Consider the following 17,656-nt stretch of genomic DNA (forward strand, 5'->3'; position numbering starts at 1 on the left):
CAGCGGCCGGGCCGCGTGCCGCGGCGTTCGTTGCGCGCGCAACGCCATGCGAACCTGATGGCCTTCATGGACCTTTCAGGGTCCGCGGTGTAGCATCGCGGCCGATGAAAGCCATTCTCAATCGTGATTTCCTCGCGCTGATCCTGAGCGTCGCGGTCGTCGGTCTCGGCACCGGCGCGACGATGCCGCTCACCGCGCTCGCCCTGACCGAAGCCGGACACGGCACCAACGTCGTCGGCATGCTGACGGCCGCGCAGGCCCTGGGTGGCCTCGCGATCGTCCCGTTCGTCACCGCACTCGCGCGGCGCATCGGCTCGCGCCGCGCGATCGTCGTGTCGGTCGTGCTGCTCGCGGCGGCCACGGCGCTGATGCAGTTCACGTCGAACCTGATCGTATGGGGCGTGCTGCGCGTGCTGTGCGGCGCGGCGCTGATGCTGCTGTTCACGATCGGCGAGGCATGGGTCAACCAGCTCGCAGACGATTCGACGCGCGGCCGCGTGGTCGCGATCTACGCGACCAACTTCACGCTGTTCCAGATGGCGGGCCCCGTGCTCGTCAGCCAGATCGCCGGCGCGACGAGCATCCGCTTCGCGCTGTGCGGCGCATTGTTCCTGCTCGCGCTGCCGACGCTCGCGACGATCCGCCGCGCGCCGCTCGCCGGCGACGACGCGCACCACGCAGCGCACGACAGCTGGCTCGCCGTGCTGCCGCGCATGCCGGCGCTGATCATCGGCACGGGCTTCTTCGCGCTGTTCGATACGCTCGCGCTGTCGCTGCTGCCGCTCTATGCGATGGATCACGGCGTCGCGAGCGCGACCGCCGTGCTGCTAGCGTCGATCATGCTGTTCGGCGACACCGCGATGCAGTTCCCGATCGGCTGGCTCGCGGACAAGCTCGGCCGCGAACGCGTGCACCTCGGCGCCGGCTGGATCGTGCTCGCGGGCCTGCCGCTGCTGCCGTTCGTTATCGTGAACCCGTGGCTGTGCTGGCCGTTGCTGTTCGTGCTGGGCGCGGCGGCCGGCAGCATCTACACGCTGTCGCTCGTCGCATGCGGCGAACGCTTCCGCGGCGCGGCGCTCGTCACCGCGAGCTCGCTCGTGTCGGCATCGTGGAGCGCCGCGAGCTTCGGCGGTCCGCTGGTCGCCGGCGCATTGATGGAGCAACTGGGCAGCAACGCGCTGATCGGCGTACTGGTCGTCTGCGTCGCCGCGTTCGTCGCAGCCGCGTTGTGGGAACGACGCGCCACGTTGCAGCGCGCGGTCTGACGCCGACGCAGATGTTGGCGCCGACGCTCGTGCGCAGCGTCACGCACCAGCGCTTGCGTACCGCCGCCCGCCACCCGCCGCCGAAATGAAAACGGCCCGCGCAATGCGGGCCGCCCTCTGCATCCGGACTACGCGTAACGAGTCGCGGTGCAGTCCGTCATACGCTGCGCGCCGGCAGGATCTTGCCGGCACATGCGCCGAAACCGACGCGATAGCCGTCGCCCTGGCACCAGCCCGCGAGCGTGAGCTCGTCGCCGTCCTCGATGAACGCGCGGCTGCCGCCACCGTTCAGCGCGAGCGGCTCCTTGCCGTTCCACGTCAGTTCGAGCAGGCTGCCGAACGAGTCCTTCGTCGGCCCGCTGATCGTGCCCGATCCCATCAGGTCGCCGACGCGCGTGTTGCAGCCCGCGACCGTGTGATGCGCGAGCTGCTGCGCCATCGTCCAGTACATGTGCTTGAAGTTGGTGCGGCAGATCGACGTCGCTTCGGCGGCGCCCTCCGCGCGCAGCGTCACTTCGAGCGCGATGTCGAACGCATGCTTGCCCGCGTGCCGCAGATACGCGAGCGGCTGCGGCGACTGTTCGGGCTGCTCGACGCGGAACGGTTCGAGCGCGTCGAGCGTGACGATCCACGGCGAGATCGTCGTCGCGAAGGTCTTCGCATTGAACGGGCCGAGCGGCACGTATTCCCACTGCTGGATGTCGCGCGCGCTCCAGTCGTTCAGCAGCACCATCCCGAAGATGTGCGCTTCGGCATCCTCGCAGGCGATCGGCTCGCCGAGCGCGTTGCCGCGGCCGACGATGAAGCCCGTCTCCAGCTCGATGTCGAGCTTGCGGCATGCGCCGAACACCGGACGTTCCTGGTCGGGCAGCTTCAATTGGCCGTTCGGGCGCCGCACCGGCGTGCCGCTCACGACTACCGACGACGCGCGGCCGTTGTAACCGATCGGCATCTCCGACCAGTTCGGCAGCAGTGCATTCTTCGGATCGCGAAACATCGAGCCGACGTTGGTCGCATGCTCTTTCGACGAGTAGAAATCGGTATAGCCGGGAATGTCGACCGGCAGGTGCAGCGTCGCGTCGCGCTGCGCGACGAGCACGTTCGCGCGCAGCGCGGCGTCATCGCGCAGCCGCGCGTCCTCGCGCGAGAACAGGCCCGACAGCTGCACGCGCACGCTGCGCCATGCGTCGCGGCCGAGCGCGATGAACGGGTTGAGCGTCGGCGCGGCGAACACGTCGGCGCCGGCCGGCAGCGTCACGAGGCCCGCACGCGCGAGCGCGGCGAGGTCGACGATCTGGTCGCCGAGCGCGACGCCCGCGCGGCGCGCCGGTTGCTTCGCATCGCTGAAGATCCCGAACGGCAGGTTCTGGATCGGGAAATCGCAGGCGGGATCGTTCGCCGTCTCGACCCAGCTCTTGCGGGCCGGGTCGAGCGTTGCGCGCCAGTCTTGGGTATCGCTCATCGTTGCTCCGGATTGAAGTGTTTCTTGATGCCTTGCCAGCATTCGAAGTAGTCGGCCTGCAGCTGCGCGGTGTCGAGCGCATAGCGCGTCGGCCGGATCAGCGTGCGGGTCTCGAACATGAACGCCATCGTCGCGTCGACCTTGTGCGGCTTCGTCGTGTCGCTCGCCGACGCCTTCTCGAACGTGTCCGCATCCGGCCCGTGGCCCGACATGCAGTTGTGCAGGCTCGCGCCGCCCGGCACGAAGCCTTCGGCCTTCGCGTCGTACGCGCCGTGCACGAGCCCCATGAACTCGCTCGCGACGTTGCGGTGGAACCACGGCGGCCGGAACGTATCCTCGGCCGCGAGCCAGCGCGGCGGGAAGATCACGAAGTCGATCGAGTCGACGCCCGGCGTGTCGCTCGGCGACTGCAGCACGAGGAAGATCGACGGATCGGGATGGTCGAAACTGATCGAGCCGATCGTGTTGAACAGGCGCAGGTCGTATTTGTACGGCGCGTAGTTGCCGTGCCACGCGACGACGTCGAACGGCGAATGTCCGATGTCCGCGCGCCACAGGCGCCCGTTCAGCTTCGCGACCAGCTCGAACGCGCCCTCGCGATCCTCGTACGCGGCCTGCGGCGTGAGGAAATCGCGCGGGTTCGCGAGCCCGTTCGAGCCGATGGGGCCGAGGTCCGGCAGGCGCAGCAGCGCGCCGAAGTTCTCGCAGATGTAACCGCGCGCATCGCCGTCCGGCAGCGCGACGGAAAAACGCACGCCGCGCGGGATCACCGCGATCTCGAACGGCTCGACGTCGAGCTGCCCGAATTCGGTCGCGATGAAGAGCCGCCCCTGCTGCGGCACGATCAGCAGTTCGCCGTCAGCGCTGTAGAAGAAGCGGTCCTGCATCGAGCGGTTCGCGGCGTACAGGTGGATCGCGCAGCCGTTCATCGCGGCCGCCGAGCCATTGCCGGCCATCGTCACGAGCCCTTCGACGAAATCGGTCGGCTCGACCGGCATCGGCAGCGGATCCCAGCGCAGCTGGTTCGGCGGCGTCGGCGGCACGTCGGCCGAGTCGCCGAATTCCGACACGAGCCGCTGCGTGCCCGTGAACGGCTCGAACGGCCGGTGCACGGCCGCCGGCCGGATCCGGTACAGCCACGAGCGGCGGTTGTGGCTGCGCGGCGCGGTAAACGCGGTGCCCGACAGCTGCTCCGCATACAGGCCGTACGGCGCGCGCTGCGGCGAGTTGCGACCGTGCGGCAGCGCGCCGGGCAGCGCCTCGGTCGCGAATTCGTTCGCGAAACCGCTCAGGTAGCCGGCTCGCGCCGGTTTCGACAGGTCAAGCGTCATCGTTTCCTTTCTCCATCAATTCATGGCGGCGTTCGGCGCCTGCGCGCCGCTGCGCCGCGTTACGCCGGCCAGTCCCAGCACGAACAGCGCCGAGCACAGCACGGGCACCGCGGCCGCGTGGAACAGCGCGTCGTTGGTCCAGTTGAGCGCAATCAGTTGGCCGCCGACGAGCGGCCCGAGCACCGAGCCGATCCGGCCGATGCCGAGGCTCCAGCCGATACCGGTCGAGCGCAGCGACGTCGGGTAATACTGGCCCGCGAGCGCATTCACGGCCGGCTGCCCGCCGACCACGCAGAATCCGCCCGCGAACACGACGATCAGCAGCCACGGCAGCGCATGCGCGACCGAGCCGATCAGCCCGACCGAGACGGCCGCGCACGCGAAACACGCGAACAGCACGCGCACGAAGCCGTAGCGTTCGATGAACCAGCCGAGCGACAGCGTGCCGATCACGCCGCCCGTCTGCAGCACCGTGCCGACGATCACCGCCGTGCCCGGCGAATAGCCCGCGTCGCGCATCACGGTCGGCAGCCAGTTCGACAGGAAGTACAGGTCGATCAGGTTCATGAAGCTGATGGCCCACAGCAGCAGCGTGACCGGCAGGCGGCCATGGCGGAACAGCTCCGCGACCGGCGCGCCGCTCGCCGCGCGCTCGCGCACGACGAGGCGCGTGCTCGCGTCGATGCCGGCCTGCGGCGCGAAGCGCGCGAGCCAGGCGCGTGCCTGCGCGTCGCGCCCTCTCAACACCAGGAACTGCAGCGACTCGGGCAGCCGCGCGAACATCGCGAGCGTCAGCACGAGCGGCACCGCGCCGCCGACGAAGAACACCGAGCGCCAGCCGAGCGCCGGAATCAGCGCGGCACTGATGAAGCCGCCGATCGCGGCGCCGAGCGTGAAGCCGCACGACACGATCATCATCCGCTTCACGCGATGCGCGGCCGGGCTGAATTCGCCGACCAGCGCCATCGCGTTCGGCATGATGCAGCCGAGGCCGAGGCCCGTGACGAAGCGCAGCGCCATCAGCACCGGGATCGAACCCGCGAACGGCGTCGCGAGCATCGTCACCGCGAAGAACAGCGTCGAGCCGATCAGCACCGGGCGCCGCCCGATCCGGTCGGCCAGCACCGACAGCCCGAGCGCGCCGAGCAGCATCCCGAACAGGCTCGCGCTGAACACCGGCCCGAGCGCCTGCTTCGGCACGCCCCATTCGGCGATCACGCTGGGCGCGACATACCCCATCGCCTGCGCATCGAAGCCGTCGATCACGAGACACAGCCCGCACAACGCGAGCAGCATCCAGTGAAAGCCCGGACGATGGGTCTCGTCGATCACGCGCTCGACTTCGAGCACGCGCGCGTCGGCCGGCGCCGCGCTCATTGCGCCACCTCGGCGGCCGGATGCACGGGCGGCGTCACGCCCTGACGCGCGAGCGCCATCGCTTCGCGCAGCACGTCGGCATCGCCGATCTGGTTCGCGAGCAGCAGGATCAGCTTCGCGTTGACGAGCTGGCTGTCGGCGTCGGACAGATCGCGATGCATGTCGATCAGCGCTTCGTAGAACGCGTCCGGATCGGCCAGGCGCGGGCGGGTGTCGAGTCGGGGCATGACGGGTGTCTCCGGTATCGTTGTCGTGTTCAATGCGATGTTCCGCGCGCGCAGGTCGCGCGCGCCAGCGCGTCGGCGATCGCCTGGCGCTCGAGCGTGCGCATCCGCGCGCAGACGTGCTGGTCGGGGCGCAGCAGATAGAACGTGCCAGGCTTCGCGTCGTAGCGTTGCGCGGCGAGACCGTCGACGTCCTCCACGACGTCGACGCCGGCCACCGGTTGCGCGTGCCCGGCCGGCACGACCAGCACCGGCCGCACCGGCAGCGCCAGGCCGTCGAGCGCCTGCGCGAGCGCGGCGGCGTCGCCCGGCAGCCCGAACAGCACGCCCGCGAAACCGTCGCTCAGATGCCGCAGCAGCCAGCCCGACGTGCCGTGCGCGCGCACCGGCGCATCGGCCGCCGCCGCGCCCGGCCGCATCGCGCACGCGAACGTGTCGCCGGTGCGGTCCGGCGTGTTCAGCGGCGAATCGGCCAGCACGGCCGGCACCGACAGGCGGCCGCTGTTCACGAGCTTGCGCGCGAACTCGCAGTCGCGCGCGAGCTTCAGCGTCGCGTCGCGGAACACGCGCGATACTGCGCTCTTCGGCGTGATGAAATCGGTCGAGCGCGTCGAGTTGCGAATGTTCTCGTCGGCCGCGAACTCGCGCTCGCTCGCGTAGGTGTCGAGCAGGCGATCGTCCGCGCGGCCGTCGAGCACGAGCTTCAGCTTCCACGCGAGGTTGTCCGCATCCTGCACGCCGCTGTTCGCGCCGCGCGCGCCGAACGGCGACACGCCGTGCGCGGAATCGCCCGCGAACAGCACGCGGCCATGACGGAACGTATCCATCCGCTGGCAGCGGAACGTATAGACGCTCACCCATTCCAGCTCGAACTCGACATCCGGCCCGAGCAGCGCACGCACGCGCGGGATCACGCGCTCCGGCTGCTTCTCGGCGACCGGATCGGCGTCCCAGCCGAGCTGGAAGTCGATGCGCCACACGTTGTCGGGCTGGCGATGCAGCAGCACCGACTGGTTGCGGTGGAACGGCGGATCGAACCAGAACCAGCGTTCGGTCGGGAATTCCGCCTTCATCTTCACGTCGGCGATCAGGAAGCGGTCCTTGAACGTGCGGCCGCGGCTCTCGAGGCCCATTGCCGCGCGCATCGGGCTGCGCGAGCCGTCGGCCGCGATCACGTACTGCGCGCGCAGCGTCTCGATGCCTTCCGGCGTCTCGATGGTGAGCGTGGCGTGTTCCGCCGATTGCGCGACGCCCGTCACCTTGTGCTTCCAGCGGATGTCGATGTTCGGCAGCGCGAACGCGCGCTCGGCCAGATAGCCTTCGACGTAGTACTGCTGCAGGTTGATGAATGCGGGACGCGCATGACCTTCCTCCGGCAGCAGGTCGAACGCATACAGCTGCTCGTCCTGCAGGAACACCTTGCCGACGTGCCAGCTCACGCCCTTGTCGACGAAACGCTCGCCGCAGGCGAGCCGGTCGAAGATCTCGAGCGTGCGCTTCGCGAAGCAGATCGCGCGCGAGCCCGTCGACAGCGTGTCGTCGTCGTCGAGCAGCACGACCGGCACGCCCTGCTGCGCGAGGTCGATCGCCGCCGACAGGCCCACCGGGCCCGCGCCGACCACCACCACCGGGTGGATGGCGGCGTCATCGCCGGCGGCCCGCGTCGCACGCGGCTGGTAGTCGAACTTCAGCGTCTGGTAATCGATGCTCATGGTCGCCATCCGCTCCTCAGCCCTGCCGTCCGCGCGCCGACGCGCGCTGCGTCGTCCCGCTCATGCCCGTTGCCCGCCACTGCCGCGGCCCGCCCTGCCTCGCCCACTTGCTGTCAACCGCCACGTCTCGCTCCTTGCTTCCTGTTGATCCGATTCGGGAATCGGCGCCGCTCCGGGCGCCCGAACGCCGCTTTTCTTGATCGGCGACAAATCTTTGGATTTACGAATAGTAAAACCAATTACGAATAGTGAAATCAACGTAAACCCTAGCCATCCGCGCGAGAACGGGATAACCATATGAGCGAAACGCCAAGCCGAGCCGGACGGGCGCTGCTAATATCAAGACATGAGGCGGCCGTTTCGGCCGCCATTTTTCCTTCCTACGCCGATGATTCCGCCCAACATTCCCGAGCTGGTCGTCCGTGCCGGGCAATTGCCGTATCTGCGGGAACACCTCGCGCTTGCAGCGGGCGGCACCGCGTGCGCAAATCTGCCGGAGCGCACGCTCGCGAGCGCCTATGAACCGATCTACGACGTGACGATGCCCGGCGCGCCGCAGTCGACGTCGTTCGCCGACGCGATCGAGCGCTACGGCGACGAACTCGGCTTCCAGGCCGTCACGCTGGTCACCGGCGCGCCGCACGATCCGGTCGACTCGGCCGTCGACGACCAGACGCTCGTCGCGATCGACCGGCTGTCTCGCGCGCTGCACGCGATCAACTTCTTCGGCGCGCAACGCCACGGGCTGCTGTTCCTGCGCGTGCACGAACGGCTGCTCAAGAGCGTGAAGTACGACCACGGCAAGCATTTCTCGTCGGTGCTGCAGCGCTTCGGGCTGCCGACCGAGCGGATCGTGATCGAGCTGCCGGCGGTCGCGGTCGCGCACAAGACCTTCCTCGGCTACCTGACGCGCAGCTACCAGCATCACGGTTTCAAGGTCGCCGACAAGCTGCCCGACCCGGGCCGGATCCTCGCGGTCGAATCGGAGATGGCGCGGCCCGACTACATCAAGATGGATGCGGGCATCGCGCTGCGCGACGGGATGGTGAAGGCGCTGGTCGCATATGCGCAGCGCGTGCGGATTCCGCTGATTTTCGACGGCGTCGTCGACGAGACGCAGTGCGAGCTGCTGCGCCAGCACGACGTGCGGTTCATGCAGGGGCCGGTGTTCTCGAAGGTCGTCCCGGCCTGAGCGGGCGAATGGCCGGCCCCCGCGGGGCGCGGCACGGCGGATGGCGGAATCCGCTGTCGGTATTGGTATTGCGTCGGGAGTCGGGGGCGGCGTGCATCGTCGCCCGATAATGGCCGGTTCCTGTTCCGTTCATGCGTGAAAGGTCGAACGCGCGTGTGCGCGGATTCGACGCCGGCACGTCGCTAGGCCCTTCCGCCATCGTCGAATTTCGGCAGATCGTCGTTGATCTCGATGCCCGGGAAGCGATCCCCGTACCAGACGTGCCACGCGGGACGCAGCCGCGCCGGCTCGTCGAGCGTTGCATAGTTGATTTCCACGGTCGTCGGCGCATCGGCCAGCCGATACTCCAACTGCGCGCCGCAGCGGCCGCAGAAGCGCCGCTCGCCCCACGCGCTCGACGCATAGACCGTCGGCTCGCCCTGCAGGTATTCGAATGCGTCGAGCGGCACCGATGCCGACGCGACGACCGCCGCCCCCGTCGTGCGCTGACAGAGCCGGCAATGGCAGAAGCCTGCGTCGGCCGGAATGCCGGCGATCCGGTAGCGGATCGCCCCGCATGCGCAACCGCCTTCCATGGTTTCCGGGTGGGACATCGCGAACCTCGTCATCGTCGGGGAACCGGTGGATGATGATGAGCGCGCCTCGCGCGCGACGCAACCGGCAGCGGCCGCCACGCTGGCGCCCGGTCGGCCCGGCGACGCGCCGCTCGCGGCGCCCGTTTCAGACCGTCTGCCCGAGCCGCTGCGCGAGCGCCTTCAGCTTCGGCCCGACCTGCGTGCGGAATACGTCCTCGTCCATCGACGACGCAGGCCCGCTGCAGCTCAGGATCAGCCAGCGCCCTTCACGCGGTTCGCGAAACGGCACGGCCGCCGCGTTCACGTCCATGTGCCACGCGCGGAACGAATAGCAGCATCCGCCCGCGGAGAACTCGGCCACCGCGTCCTGCGCGGCCGCGACGAGCGCATCCGCGTCGGCCGCGCCGCCGGCCGCCCGGTGCAGATCCGCATAGAGCGCGCGGCGCACGTCCTCCGGCTGCACGGCCAGGTACGCGCGCCCCATCGAGCTCGTCAGCATCGACAGCCGCGAGCCGGGCGCAAGCCCGAGCGTCAGCGCGGTTTCGCTGCGGATCGTCTCCAGATAGATCATGTCGAGCCCGTCGCGGCAGCCGAGCGACACGGCCGCGCCGATCTCGCGCGCGAGCGCCTGCATGTGCGGCCGGGCGAGATCGAGCGTCCCCGAGCCGGACAGCAGCGCGTAGCCAAGCGACAGCACGCCGGCGTCGAGCGCATACTTTCCGAGCGTCTCGTCATAGCGCAGATAGCCGAGCACGGTCAGCGTATAGGCGAGCCGGTTCACCGTCGCCTTGGGCAGCCCGGTGCGCTCCGCGAAGTCGCGATTGCCGAGCATCGTCTCGCCGGGCCGGAATGCGCGCAGCAGGTCGAGCCCGCGCGCGAGCGCAACGACGAACTTGCGTTCGTCGATCATGGTTTCGTCGATGGTTGAAAGCGTCATGTGATGCTACACTGGGTTCGTTTTGCAAAACATTGTTCCGCACAGCGGAACTTGAGTCAAGCGAACTTTAGACATCGGGGCAGGCCGCGAAGCGCCAGCCCGGGACCGACCGCCAAGCATGGGATCAGGGCAAGCGCTGAAGCGCCCACCCTGGCCAACAGGAGATGACACGATGAGCGCTGCAACTTTTCATTGGGACGATCCGCTGTTGCTCGACCAGCAACTGACCGAGGAAGAGCGGATGGTGCGCGATGCCGCGCACGCGTATGCGCGGGACAAGCTCGCGCCGCGCGTCACCGAGGCGTTCCGCCACGAACGCACCGACGCCGAGATCTTCCGCGAGATGGGTGAGATCGGCCTGCTCGGCCCGACGATTCCGGAAGAATACGGCGGCCCCGGCCTCAATTACGTGAGTTACGGGCTGATCGCGCGCGAAGTCGAGCGCGTCGACTCCGGCTACCGCTCGATGATGTCCGTGCAGTCGTCGCTCGTGATGGTGCCGATCCACGAATTCGGCTCGGACGCGCAGAAGCAGAAATACCTGCCGAAGCTCGCGAGCGGCGAATGGATCGGCTGCTTCGGCCTGACCGAGCCGAACCACGGCTCCGATCCGGGCAGCATGGTCACGCGCGCGAAGAAGGTGCCCGGCGGTTATTCGCTGTCCGGCGCGAAGATGTGGATCACCAACTCGCCGATCGCCGACGTGTTCGTCGTGTGGGCGAAACTGGAAGAAGACGGCAAGGACGCGATCCGCGGCTTCATCCTCGAGAAGGGCTGGAAGGGCCTGTCGGCGCCCGCGATCCACGGCAAGGTCGGGCTGCGCGCGTCGATCACCGGCGAGATCGTGCTCGACGAAGTGTTCGTGCCCGAGGAGAACCTGATGCCGAACGTGAGCGGCCTGCGCGGCCCGTTCACGTGCCTGAACTCGGCGCGCTACGGGATCGCCTGGGGCGCGCTCGGCGCGGCCGAGTCGTGCTGGCACACCGCGCGCCAGTACGTGCTCGATCGCAAGCAGTTCGGCCGGCCGCTCGCCGCGAACCAGTTGATCCAGAAGAAGCTCGCCGACATGCAGACCGAAATCACGCTCGGCCTGCAGGGCGTGCTGCGTCTCGGCCGGATGAAGGACGAAGGCACGGCGGCCGTCGAGATCACGTCGATCATGAAACGCAACTCGTGCGGCAAGGCGCTCGACATCGCGCGACTCGCGCGCGACATGCTCGGCGGCAACGGCATCTCGGACGAATTCGGCGTCGCGCGCCACCTCGTGAACCTCGAAGTGGTGAACACGTACGAAGGCACGCACGACATCCACGCGCTGATCCTCGGCCGCGCGCAGACGGGCATCCAGGCATTCTTCTGACCATTCGCGTGCGGAACGCGGCGCCCGTCGCGTCGCGTAGTCGCCGCTGAAACGACACGGCCCGCCCGGCATCGCTGCCGGGCGGGCCGTTTTCATCGGCGCACGCGTTCGTCACGCGCCGCCGACGTGGCAGCCGCTGCTTACTTGTTCGGCTGCGGCGTGAGGCGCAGGTACGGACGCACGGCGTTGAAGCCCTTCGGGAAGCGCTTCTTCAGCTCTTCCGGATCCTGCAGCGACGGCACGATCACGACGTCGTCGCCGTCCTTCCAGTTGCCGGGCGTCGCGACCTTGTAGTTGTCGGTCAGCTGCAGCGAGTCGATCACGCGCAGCACTTCGTCGAAGTTGCGGCCGGTGCTGGCCGGATAGGTGATGGTGAGCCGCACCTTCTTGTTCGGGTCGATCACGAACAGCGAACGCACCGTCAGCGTTTCGTTCGCGTTCGGGTGGATCATGTCGTACAGCTGCGACACCTTGCGGTCCGCGTCGGCGATGATCGGGAAACCGACGACCGTCGACTGCGTTTCGTTGATGTCGTTGATCCAGCCCTTGTGCGATTCGACGCCGTCGACCGACAGCGCGATCACCTTCACGTTGCGTTTCTCGAATTCGCCCTTCAGCTTCGAGGTCAGCCCGAGTTCAGTCGTGCAGACCGGCGTGTAGTCGGCCGGGTGCGAGAACAGGACGCCCCAGCTGTCGCCCAGCCACTCGTGAAACTTGATGGGGCCCAGGCTCGATTCCTGCTCGAAATCCGGTGCAATGTCACCAAGACGCAGACTCATGATGTTCCCTCCTCGAACGATGCTGGTTGAAACCGCGCGCTGGACGGCGCGGGACAGTCCATCAGCTTACGGGAAGCAATGGGCGGTGCGAACGATTATTCTGTTTGATATTCATACTTTTTTGTCATTTTTACCCGGTATCGGGGCAGGACGGACGGCCACAAGGGAAACTTTTCGCAGCATTTGCGGCTCTGTCAATACTTACGGGTCGTTTACCATGTGGTCTTGCACCGCCGCCGCGTGTCTTCCCGGCTCGCCAGCCGGCAGGGGTTTCGCTACGATGTGAACCTGCAGCATGACAGCATGAAGGGAGTTGCAATGTCGGAAATCAACAAGGAGAAACTGATGTCGGATATCAAAACCGTTCTCGCGGACGCCGAGGATCTGCTCAAGCAGGCAGCGAGCAGCACGGGCGACCGGGCGGCCGAGTTGCGCGAAAAAGCCATGTCGCGCCTGAAGCAGGCCAAGGAAAAGGCAACCGACGTCCAGGTCGTGGTGGTCGAGAAAGGCAAGAAGGCCGCGCGCGCGACCGACGACTACGTGCACGAGCATCCGTGGACGTCGATCGGCGTCGCCGCCGGCGTCGGCGTGCTGATCGGCCTGCTGATCAACCGCAAGTAACGCGCTCAGCGCCGTTCCGCCCCATGTGCCGCCCGGTGCGGTGCATGGGTGCCGAAGCCAGCCGACGGTTCGCCGCCGGCTGGCTTTGCCCTAGCCGCTTATTGCGCGCACAAGCGCCTCATCCATGACGACAGACACCCACCCGCAGCCGTCCGGCCAGGGACCGCTGCGCCGCCTCGTCGGCTCCGCGATCGGCCTCCTGCAAACGCGCCTCGAACTGGTCGGCATCGAACTCGCCGAGGAGAAGGAACGCCTGATGGGCGTGCTGTTCCTCGGGCTCGCGGCCATGATGCTCGCGACGATGGCGCTCATCAGCCTGACCGTGCTCGTCACGATCGCGTTCTGGGATACCTATCGCTGGCAGTCGCTCGCGGCCATCACCGCGTTGTACGCGATCGCGGGCATCGTATGTGCGCTGAAAGCGCGTTCGGGCCTGCGAGACGCGCCGACCGTGTTCGAGGCGACGCTCGCCGAGCTCGAGAAAGACCGCGAAATTTTCCGCGGCAAGCCGTGAACGCAGTCGCGTTCCCCTCTCTCACCTACTTCGCCGACGCGCCATGAGCCAGAACGTCACGGGCCATTCGACCCGCCCCCATTCGTCGCGATCGAACTGGAACGCGTCGCAGCATCGCGCGCTCCGCAAGGAGTTGCTGATCCTGCGATCCGAGGTCGAGCGGCTCGAGCTTGCCGAAGCCGCCGCCGAAATGCGCCACGCCGTCACGCGCTTCAGCTGGCTCAAGGTATTCGTCCCGGGACTGTCGGGCACGAAGTTCAGCCAGTCCGCCAAGAACCTGAACGCGAGCCTCGGCCAGCTCGTCAACCAGTACCCGATGTTGAGTTCGCTCGCGTCGCTCGTGCTGGCGAAACCCATACGCTCGCTGCTGCGCGCGAGCGCGGGCCCCGCGCTGAAGTGGGGCTCCGTCGGCTTCGCTGCATGGGAGATCTACCGGATCTGGAAACAGTCGCGCGACGAGCGCGAACCTGCCGCGAACGACGACTGACACCCAGGCGCGCACGCGCCCGGCTCCGCTGTGTGTTTCCCGTGCGTGATCGCGTGATCAACGCACGCCCCAGCATGTCCGCTCCCGCGAGTCCGCCTCTGCGTCGTTCGATCCCGCGTTGCCTTTGGTCCCGTCCGCGCGCAGCGTGAACGCACCGCATGCGTCGTCGCGCATCGGGCCTGCATCGAGCGGGCGCGCAACGAGTTCGTAGGCCACCGGCGCATCGTCGCCCGCTGTTCGCCGCAGCGCCACGTCATAGACCGCCTGCCCGTCCGAAGGCGCCTGCGAATATGCGTCAGGCAGCGTCCGTGGCGGCGCGCCGTCGAGTGTTTCGAGATACTGAGCTGCGCGATAAAGCGCAGCGACCGCGGATGCGCGATGCACGCGCGCGACATGCTCGCGATATGACGGAATACCCCACCCGGCCAGCGCGGCAACGATCGCGAGCACGATCATCAGTTCGAGCAACGTGAACGCCACCGATCGGTGCAGCAATCGAGGCTGTTTCATCGATGAACCGCCGCGACGCGCCGCCAGCGCTGTGCAACGATGCGTCCGTCTCGCAGCGCGACCTGGCTTTGCAGCCAGACCACGCTCGACGCATGGCCGCCGACACCACGCGCGGTGACGAGGTAAGCACGACTCTCTTGCGGACCGATACCTCGCCAGGCTTCGATCAGGCATCGCGGCGGCTGTGCCGCCATCGGCCAGGAGGCGAACGGGGCAAACGCTTCGGCGACGCCCAGCGCGGGCGCACGCCGCCATGCGTCCGGCTCGACAGGTGACGCCGGTTCGTCGATGTATGGCGCCCCGCCTCGGAGCAATCGCGCTGTGCAGGCTGCCAGCGCTGCATCGGCTGCGTGAAATGCGATCAGACGGTCCGACAATGCACGCGTGCGGCGCGATTCCGTCAACGCGGATTCGAACCATGTGCCGGTCAGCGCGGCGACCGCCGCGCCGACCGCGATCACGGCCGGCAGTGCAAGGCCCGCGTCGCGACGCCAGCCGCGACTGGTGGACGGAAAGCGTGCGCGTGATGTTGTTCCGCTCAGCATGGGGCCCTCACCGCGCGCCGCATGTCGCCTGTCGCGGCACGCCACCGCGCGCTGCCTTGCGCGACCTGCTGCGATTCGCATCGCGAGCTCGTCGACGAATCGGTTTGCGTAGATCATCGCAACACCCCATGATCCTGCGCCGCATCACCCACGGGATCCGTGGATGCGACCGCGGCATTGCGCAACGCGACAATTCGATGCAGCACCAGATGCGCGCGACCATTCGGCGAAACAGCCGTGCGGCCATCGCAATCGACATGACGCGCGGGCGCGTGCATCGGTTCGCCACGTGCACGCACGCAAACATGCACGGCAACGACATCGCGCCAGTCGCCGCTACCCATCGCCCCTGCGTCGACGAACTGCGCGGCTTCGCGCCGAAGGTAACGCACACGCAGTTGGTCGATGCCGGACACGACGGGTTGCGGCGTACCCGGGCGCCCGCTTCCCTCGCAGTACAACTCGGGCTCGCCCGTCGACGGACTGACATGCGCGTCGAAACGGTTTTCCACGAGCGGCCGCGCACCAGGAGCGCCAACGCCCTGCCCGAGACAATCCGACACCTGTGCCCCAATCGTCGGCCACGTCGACACGGCATCGCCGACATACCGAACCAGCAATGCGTCCGACGCTGCGCGCACGGTTTCGCAGCGCACCTGCGCTCCATTGCCTCGCACGCGCCCCGCGGAACAGCCAAACACCGGCGGTAACGATGGCGCACCTTCGACATCGAGCGGGCGAAACCCGGCCATCTGGATCTGCTCGCCGATCAGCATCAGTGCGGTCGCGGCCGCATCGCGCATCCGGAAGCCGTCTTCCGCTCGCCGCTGCGCAACGCGCTGGGCGTGGTACAGCGCACCGGCAGCGGCAAGCACCAGCAGACCGACCGTCATCGCGATCAGCACTTCGAGCAGCGTATGCGCGCGGCTGCGGCGCTCACCGTTCATCGGCATCGTCCTCGGCCTCCCGAAACGGCATCCGCACGCACGACGGCGGCCCGACTGCTGCCCGCGCACTTTCGCAGCGCGCCGATGTCGGTGCGGAGGCCTGAGCGTCACGCCAGCCGACCGTCACGTAGCGGACACTCGCCGGCCCATCGTCGAGCGCCGTCGTGCCACCGGGCAACGACGCAGACGCGAGCGCCGCGATGCCGTCGTCGGCGCCCGCCACTGCGCGCCGGCTCTCAATGCGGGCATCGGCCAGCCATAGCGCGCGCTCACGCCAGATCGTCGCCCGCTGCGCGCGCGTCATCGCAAGCTGGCTGCCGGCCACCGCCAGCATCACCGTTGCAAGTAGCGCGACGGCCAGCACCGCTTCGAGCAGCGACGTGCCGTGCATGGACTTGCGCGTGCGCTTCATGCCGCTTCGCAATGACCGGCAACGACGCGCGCCCGGCCGCCTGCCGCGATCCGAATGCAGCGCGACACGCGTGTGTCGTCACCGGACAGCGTGCGCCGCGGACGCAACTCGAAACGCCTGATCCCCCCAAGCACCTGGCCCGCCGGCGGAGCAAATGCCAGATCGTGCGCCGCCCCCGCGACGGCAATGTCGGCATCGCGCGGATAGCGCCGCAGCACGCGCGACCGTCCGTCGAACTGCCCGCTGACGATCCAGCCGCATGACCATCCCGCCAGGTCACACCGCTCGCCGGAATGCACGCAATCGCCGTTGCGCCCGGCCCTGCACAGCGTGACGCGCACGCCGAGACGTGTCGCCTCGGTGCGCGCGAACGACAGCGCGCCGAGCAACGCACGCGAGCGCGCATCCACACGTTCACGCATGTGCCACTGATCGAATGCAGGTGCTGCGTATAGTCCGATCGCGGCTGCCAGCGCGATCGCGACCATCAGCTCGACGAGCGTAAAGCCGCCGCCGCGTCGCATGCGTTGTGCAACGCCGTGTCGGTGCAGTCCCATCGCCATCGCCCTCCGTCAACGTGATGCGACGACTGTAGCGACGCAAGCACACACGCGCCATTAGCCGAACGGCCGACTGGCGACATGCGATCGCGGTCGACACAATCGGCGCGAACTGAACCCACGGAGAAGACGATGAACGGACGCAGCGCGTCAGCGCTTACGCGGAGGCTTGGAGGGGGACGCGCGACGGAACTCTTCGATCACGTCGGCAAATTCGGAAACATCCTCGAACCGGCGGTATACCGATGCGAAACGGACATAGGCGATCGTATCGAGGCCGCGCAACTCGTTCATCACGAGTTCGCCAAGCTTCTCGCTACGCACTTCGCGCTCGCCGGTTGCGAGCAGTTGATACTCGATGCGGGCGACCGCCGCGTCGATCGCGTCAGCCGCAACCGGCCGCTTGCGCAGCGCGAGTTGCATGCTGGCGACGATCTTGCGACGGTCGAATTCCGTGCGGCTGCCGTCCTTCTTCACGACGGCCGGCAAGTTCAGCTCGACCCGCTCGTACGTCGTGAAGCGCTTGTCGCAAGCCGAACAACGACGGCGCCGACGAATCGCGGCGCCATCTTCGGACACACGCGAGTCGACGACCTGCGTGTCCTCATGCCGGCAGAACGGGCAGCGCATGCTGGATCAGCGATAAACCGGGAAACGCTTGGTCAGCTCGGCTACTTGCGCGCGCACACGCTCGATCGTCGCTGCGTCTTCCGGGTTCTCGAGCACATCGGCGATCAGGTTGCCGACCGTCTCCGCTTCCGCCGCGCCGAAGCCGCGCGTCGTCATCGCCGGCGAACCCAGACGGATCCCGCTCGTCACGAACGGCTTTTCCGGATCGTTCGGGAT

At 67.9% G+C, this 17,656-nt stretch carries 20 protein-coding genes and 1 pseudogene; 6 read left to right on the forward strand and 15 right to left on the reverse strand.

Annotated elements, in window-relative coordinates:
* The first annotated feature begins 104 nt into the window (after window positions 1–104).
* Window positions 105–1,265 carry an MFS transporter gene (locus HWX25_RS05875; protein WP_175907630.1) on the forward strand — a complete coding sequence of 387 codons (1,161 nt, stop codon included), beginning with the start codon at window positions 105–107 and terminating at the stop codon, window positions 1,263–1,265.
* Window positions 1,266–1,422: 157 nt separating this feature from the next.
* Here the strand turns inward: HWX25_RS05875 and fahA are convergent, their stop codons facing one another.
* From fahA to HWX25_RS05900, 5 genes are read right to left on the reverse strand one after another with little or no spacing between them, the layout of a single operon-like run.
* Window positions 1,423–2,727 carry a fumarylacetoacetase gene (fahA, locus tag HWX25_RS05880; RefSeq protein ID WP_175907632.1) on the reverse strand — a complete coding sequence of 435 codons (1,305 nt, stop codon included), beginning with the start codon at window positions 2,725–2,727 and terminating at the stop codon, window positions 1,423–1,425.
* Window positions 2,724–4,058 (reverse strand): homogentisate 1,2-dioxygenase, encoded by a 1,335-nt coding sequence (hmgA, locus tag HWX25_RS05885; RefSeq protein ID WP_175907634.1) that lies wholly within the window; start codon window positions 4,056–4,058, stop codon window positions 2,724–2,726. The genes fahA and hmgA overlap by 4 nt, the downstream gene beginning before the upstream one ends.
* Before the next feature lie 15 nt (window positions 4,059–4,073).
* Window positions 4,074–5,435 (reverse strand): MFS transporter, encoded by a 1,362-nt coding sequence (locus HWX25_RS05890; protein ID WP_175907636.1) that lies wholly within the window; start codon window positions 5,433–5,435, stop codon window positions 4,074–4,076.
* Entirely contained in the window at window positions 5,432–5,662 is a 231-nt protein-coding gene (locus HWX25_RS05895) for a DUF2783 domain-containing protein (protein WP_014897947.1), read from the reverse strand. Before HWX25_RS05895 ends, HWX25_RS05890 begins: the two co-directional genes overlap by 4 nt.
* Window positions 5,663–5,691: 29 nt before the next feature.
* Window positions 5,692–7,380: an FAD-dependent oxidoreductase gene (locus HWX25_RS05900; RefSeq protein WP_175907638.1), complete on the reverse strand. Its 1,689-nt coding sequence runs from the start codon at window positions 7,378–7,380 to the stop codon at window positions 5,692–5,694.
* Window positions 7,381–7,759: 379 nt separating this feature from the next.
* Between HWX25_RS05900 and HWX25_RS05905 the strand changes: the two genes are divergently transcribed.
* A complete protein-coding gene (locus tag HWX25_RS05905; RefSeq protein ID WP_059530510.1) occupies window positions 7,760–8,563 on the forward strand; it encodes an EAL domain-containing protein in 804 nt (267 codons plus the stop codon).
* 182 nt (window positions 8,564–8,745) lie between these two features.
* On the opposite strand, the gene HWX25_RS05910 is transcribed toward HWX25_RS05905, so the two are convergent.
* Window positions 8,746–9,156, reverse strand: a complete 411-nt coding sequence (locus HWX25_RS05910) for a GFA family protein (protein WP_175907640.1) — start codon at window positions 9,154–9,156, stop codon at window positions 8,746–8,748.
* Window positions 9,157–9,283: 127 nt separating this feature from the next.
* Window positions 9,284–10,075 carry an IclR family transcriptional regulator gene (locus HWX25_RS05915; RefSeq protein WP_175907642.1) on the reverse strand — a complete coding sequence of 264 codons (792 nt, stop codon included), beginning with the start codon at window positions 10,073–10,075 and terminating at the stop codon, window positions 9,284–9,286.
* Between the two features lie 172 nt (window positions 10,076–10,247).
* On the opposite strand from HWX25_RS05915, the gene HWX25_RS05920 reads away from it, so the two are divergent.
* Window positions 10,248–11,435, forward strand: a complete 1,188-nt coding sequence (locus tag HWX25_RS05920) for an acyl-CoA dehydrogenase (protein ID WP_175907644.1) — start codon at window positions 10,248–10,250, stop codon at window positions 11,433–11,435.
* Window positions 11,436–11,575: 140 nt separating this feature from the next.
* Here HWX25_RS05920 and HWX25_RS05925 read toward each other — a convergent pair whose 3' ends face one another.
* Window positions 11,576–12,214, reverse strand: coding sequence for a peroxiredoxin (locus tag HWX25_RS05925; protein WP_034182833.1), 639 nt, complete (start codon window positions 12,212–12,214; stop codon window positions 11,576–11,578).
* A 318-nt stretch (window positions 12,215–12,532) separates the two neighbouring features.
* Between HWX25_RS05925 and HWX25_RS05930 the strand changes: the two genes are divergently transcribed.
* From HWX25_RS05930 to HWX25_RS05940, 3 genes are all read left to right on the forward strand, one after another.
* Complete coding sequence (locus HWX25_RS05930) at window positions 12,533–12,835, forward strand: YqjD family protein (protein WP_006754606.1); 303 nt, start codon at window positions 12,533–12,535, stop codon at window positions 12,833–12,835.
* 124 nt (window positions 12,836–12,959) lie between these two features.
* Window positions 12,960–13,349 carry a phage holin family protein gene (locus HWX25_RS05935; RefSeq protein WP_059690700.1) on the forward strand — a complete coding sequence of 130 codons (390 nt, stop codon included), beginning with the start codon at window positions 12,960–12,962 and terminating at the stop codon, window positions 13,347–13,349.
* Between the two features lie 43 nt (window positions 13,350–13,392).
* Window positions 13,393–13,836, forward strand: a complete 444-nt coding sequence (locus HWX25_RS05940) for a DUF3318 domain-containing protein (RefSeq protein ID WP_059530521.1) — start codon at window positions 13,393–13,395, stop codon at window positions 13,834–13,836.
* Between the two features lie 57 nt (window positions 13,837–13,893).
* Here HWX25_RS05940 and HWX25_RS05945 read toward each other — a convergent pair whose 3' ends face one another.
* From HWX25_RS05945 to glyA, 7 genes and pseudogenes are all read right to left on the reverse strand, one after another.
* Window positions 13,894–14,346 carry a type IV pilin protein gene (locus HWX25_RS05945; RefSeq protein WP_175907646.1) on the reverse strand — a complete coding sequence of 151 codons (453 nt, stop codon included), beginning with the start codon at window positions 14,344–14,346 and terminating at the stop codon, window positions 13,894–13,896.
* Window positions 14,343–14,891: a pilus assembly protein gene (locus tag HWX25_RS05950; RefSeq protein WP_175907648.1), complete on the reverse strand. Its 549-nt coding sequence runs from the start codon at window positions 14,889–14,891 to the stop codon at window positions 14,343–14,345. Before HWX25_RS05950 ends, HWX25_RS05945 begins: the two co-directional genes overlap by 4 nt.
* A 113-nt stretch (window positions 14,892–15,004) precedes the next feature.
* A complete protein-coding gene (locus HWX25_RS05955) occupies window positions 15,005–15,844 on the reverse strand; it encodes a PilW family protein (protein WP_175907650.1) in 840 nt (279 codons plus the stop codon).
* Complete coding sequence (locus HWX25_RS05960) at window positions 15,828–16,250, reverse strand: hypothetical protein (RefSeq protein WP_175907652.1); 423 nt, start codon at window positions 16,248–16,250, stop codon at window positions 15,828–15,830. The genes HWX25_RS05955 and HWX25_RS05960 overlap by 17 nt, the downstream gene beginning before the upstream one ends.
* Window positions 16,247–16,807, reverse strand: coding sequence for a GspH/FimT family pseudopilin (locus HWX25_RS05965; protein ID WP_059820227.1), 561 nt, complete (start codon window positions 16,805–16,807; stop codon window positions 16,247–16,249). The genes HWX25_RS05960 and HWX25_RS05965 overlap by 4 nt, the downstream gene beginning before the upstream one ends.
* Before the next feature lie 153 nt (window positions 16,808–16,960).
* Window positions 16,961–17,440 (reverse strand): transcriptional regulator NrdR, encoded by a 480-nt coding sequence (gene nrdR / locus HWX25_RS05970; RefSeq protein WP_006760615.1) that lies wholly within the window; start codon window positions 17,438–17,440, stop codon window positions 16,961–16,963.
* Window positions 17,441–17,446: 6 nt separating this feature from the next.
* Window positions 17,447–17,656, reverse strand: a pseudogene (gene glyA / locus HWX25_RS05975) (serine hydroxymethyltransferase); the annotation flags it as partial.

This window comes from Burkholderia sp. BCC1640, assembly GCF_902833125.1.
Taxonomy (GTDB): Bacteria; Pseudomonadota; Gammaproteobacteria; order Burkholderiales; family Burkholderiaceae; genus Burkholderia; species Burkholderia diffusa.

What these genes read in the sequence shown, in the direction of transcription:
- HWX25_RS05875 (WP_175907630.1), top strand. Translation starts at nt 105, where the DNA reads ATGAAAGCCATTCTCAATCGTGATTTCCTCGCGCTGATCCTGAGCGTC.
- HWX25_RS05935 (WP_059690700.1), top strand. Translation starts at nt 12,960, where the DNA reads ATGACGACAGACACCCACCCGCAGCCGTCCGGCCAGGGACCGCTGCGC.
- HWX25_RS05925 (WP_034182833.1), bottom strand. Translation starts at nt 12,214, where the DNA reads ATGAGTCTGCGTCTTGGTGACATTGCACCGGATTTCGAGCAGGAATCG.
- HWX25_RS05920 (WP_175907644.1), top strand. Translation starts at nt 10,248, where the DNA reads ATGAGCGCTGCAACTTTTCATTGGGACGATCCGCTGTTGCTCGACCAG.
- HWX25_RS05910 (WP_175907640.1), bottom strand. Translation starts at nt 9,156, where the DNA reads ATGTCCCACCCGGAAACCATGGAAGGCGGTTGCGCATGCGGGGCGATC.
- HWX25_RS05900 (WP_175907638.1), bottom strand. Translation starts at nt 7,380, where the DNA reads ATGGCGACCATGAGCATCGATTACCAGACGCTGAAGTTCGACTACCAG.
- HWX25_RS05960 (WP_175907652.1), bottom strand. Translation starts at nt 16,250, where the DNA reads ATGAAGCGCACGCGCAAGTCCATGCACGGCACGTCGCTGCTCGAAGCG.
- fahA (WP_175907632.1), bottom strand. Translation starts at nt 2,727, where the DNA reads ATGAGCGATACCCAAGACTGGCGCGCAACGCTCGACCCGGCCCGCAAG.
- HWX25_RS05940 (WP_059530521.1), top strand. Translation starts at nt 13,393, where the DNA reads ATGAGCCAGAACGTCACGGGCCATTCGACCCGCCCCCATTCGTCGCGA.
- HWX25_RS05955 (WP_175907650.1), bottom strand. Translation starts at nt 15,844, where the DNA reads ATGCCGATGAACGGTGAGCGCCGCAGCCGCGCGCATACGCTGCTCGAA.
- HWX25_RS05945 (WP_175907646.1), bottom strand. Translation starts at nt 14,346, where the DNA reads ATGAAACAGCCTCGATTGCTGCACCGATCGGTGGCGTTCACGTTGCTC.
- HWX25_RS05895 (WP_014897947.1), bottom strand. Translation starts at nt 5,662, where the DNA reads ATGCCCCGACTCGACACCCGCCCGCGCCTGGCCGATCCGGACGCGTTC.
- nrdR (WP_006760615.1), bottom strand. Translation starts at nt 17,440, where the DNA reads ATGCGCTGCCCGTTCTGCCGGCATGAGGACACGCAGGTCGTCGACTCG.
- HWX25_RS05950 (WP_175907648.1), bottom strand. Translation starts at nt 14,891, where the DNA reads ATGCTGAGCGGAACAACATCACGCGCACGCTTTCCGTCCACCAGTCGC.
- hmgA (WP_175907634.1), bottom strand. Translation starts at nt 4,058, where the DNA reads ATGACGCTTGACCTGTCGAAACCGGCGCGAGCCGGCTACCTGAGCGGT.
- HWX25_RS05965 (WP_059820227.1), bottom strand. Translation starts at nt 16,807, where the DNA reads ATGGGACTGCACCGACACGGCGTTGCACAACGCATGCGACGCGGCGGC.
- HWX25_RS05905 (WP_059530510.1), top strand. Translation starts at nt 7,760, where the DNA reads ATGATTCCGCCCAACATTCCCGAGCTGGTCGTCCGTGCCGGGCAATTG.
- HWX25_RS05915 (WP_175907642.1), bottom strand. Translation starts at nt 10,075, where the DNA reads ATGACGCTTTCAACCATCGACGAAACCATGATCGACGAACGCAAGTTC.
- HWX25_RS05930 (WP_006754606.1), top strand. Translation starts at nt 12,533, where the DNA reads ATGTCGGAAATCAACAAGGAGAAACTGATGTCGGATATCAAAACCGTT.
- HWX25_RS05890 (WP_175907636.1), bottom strand. Translation starts at nt 5,435, where the DNA reads ATGAGCGCGGCGCCGGCCGACGCGCGCGTGCTCGAAGTCGAGCGCGTG.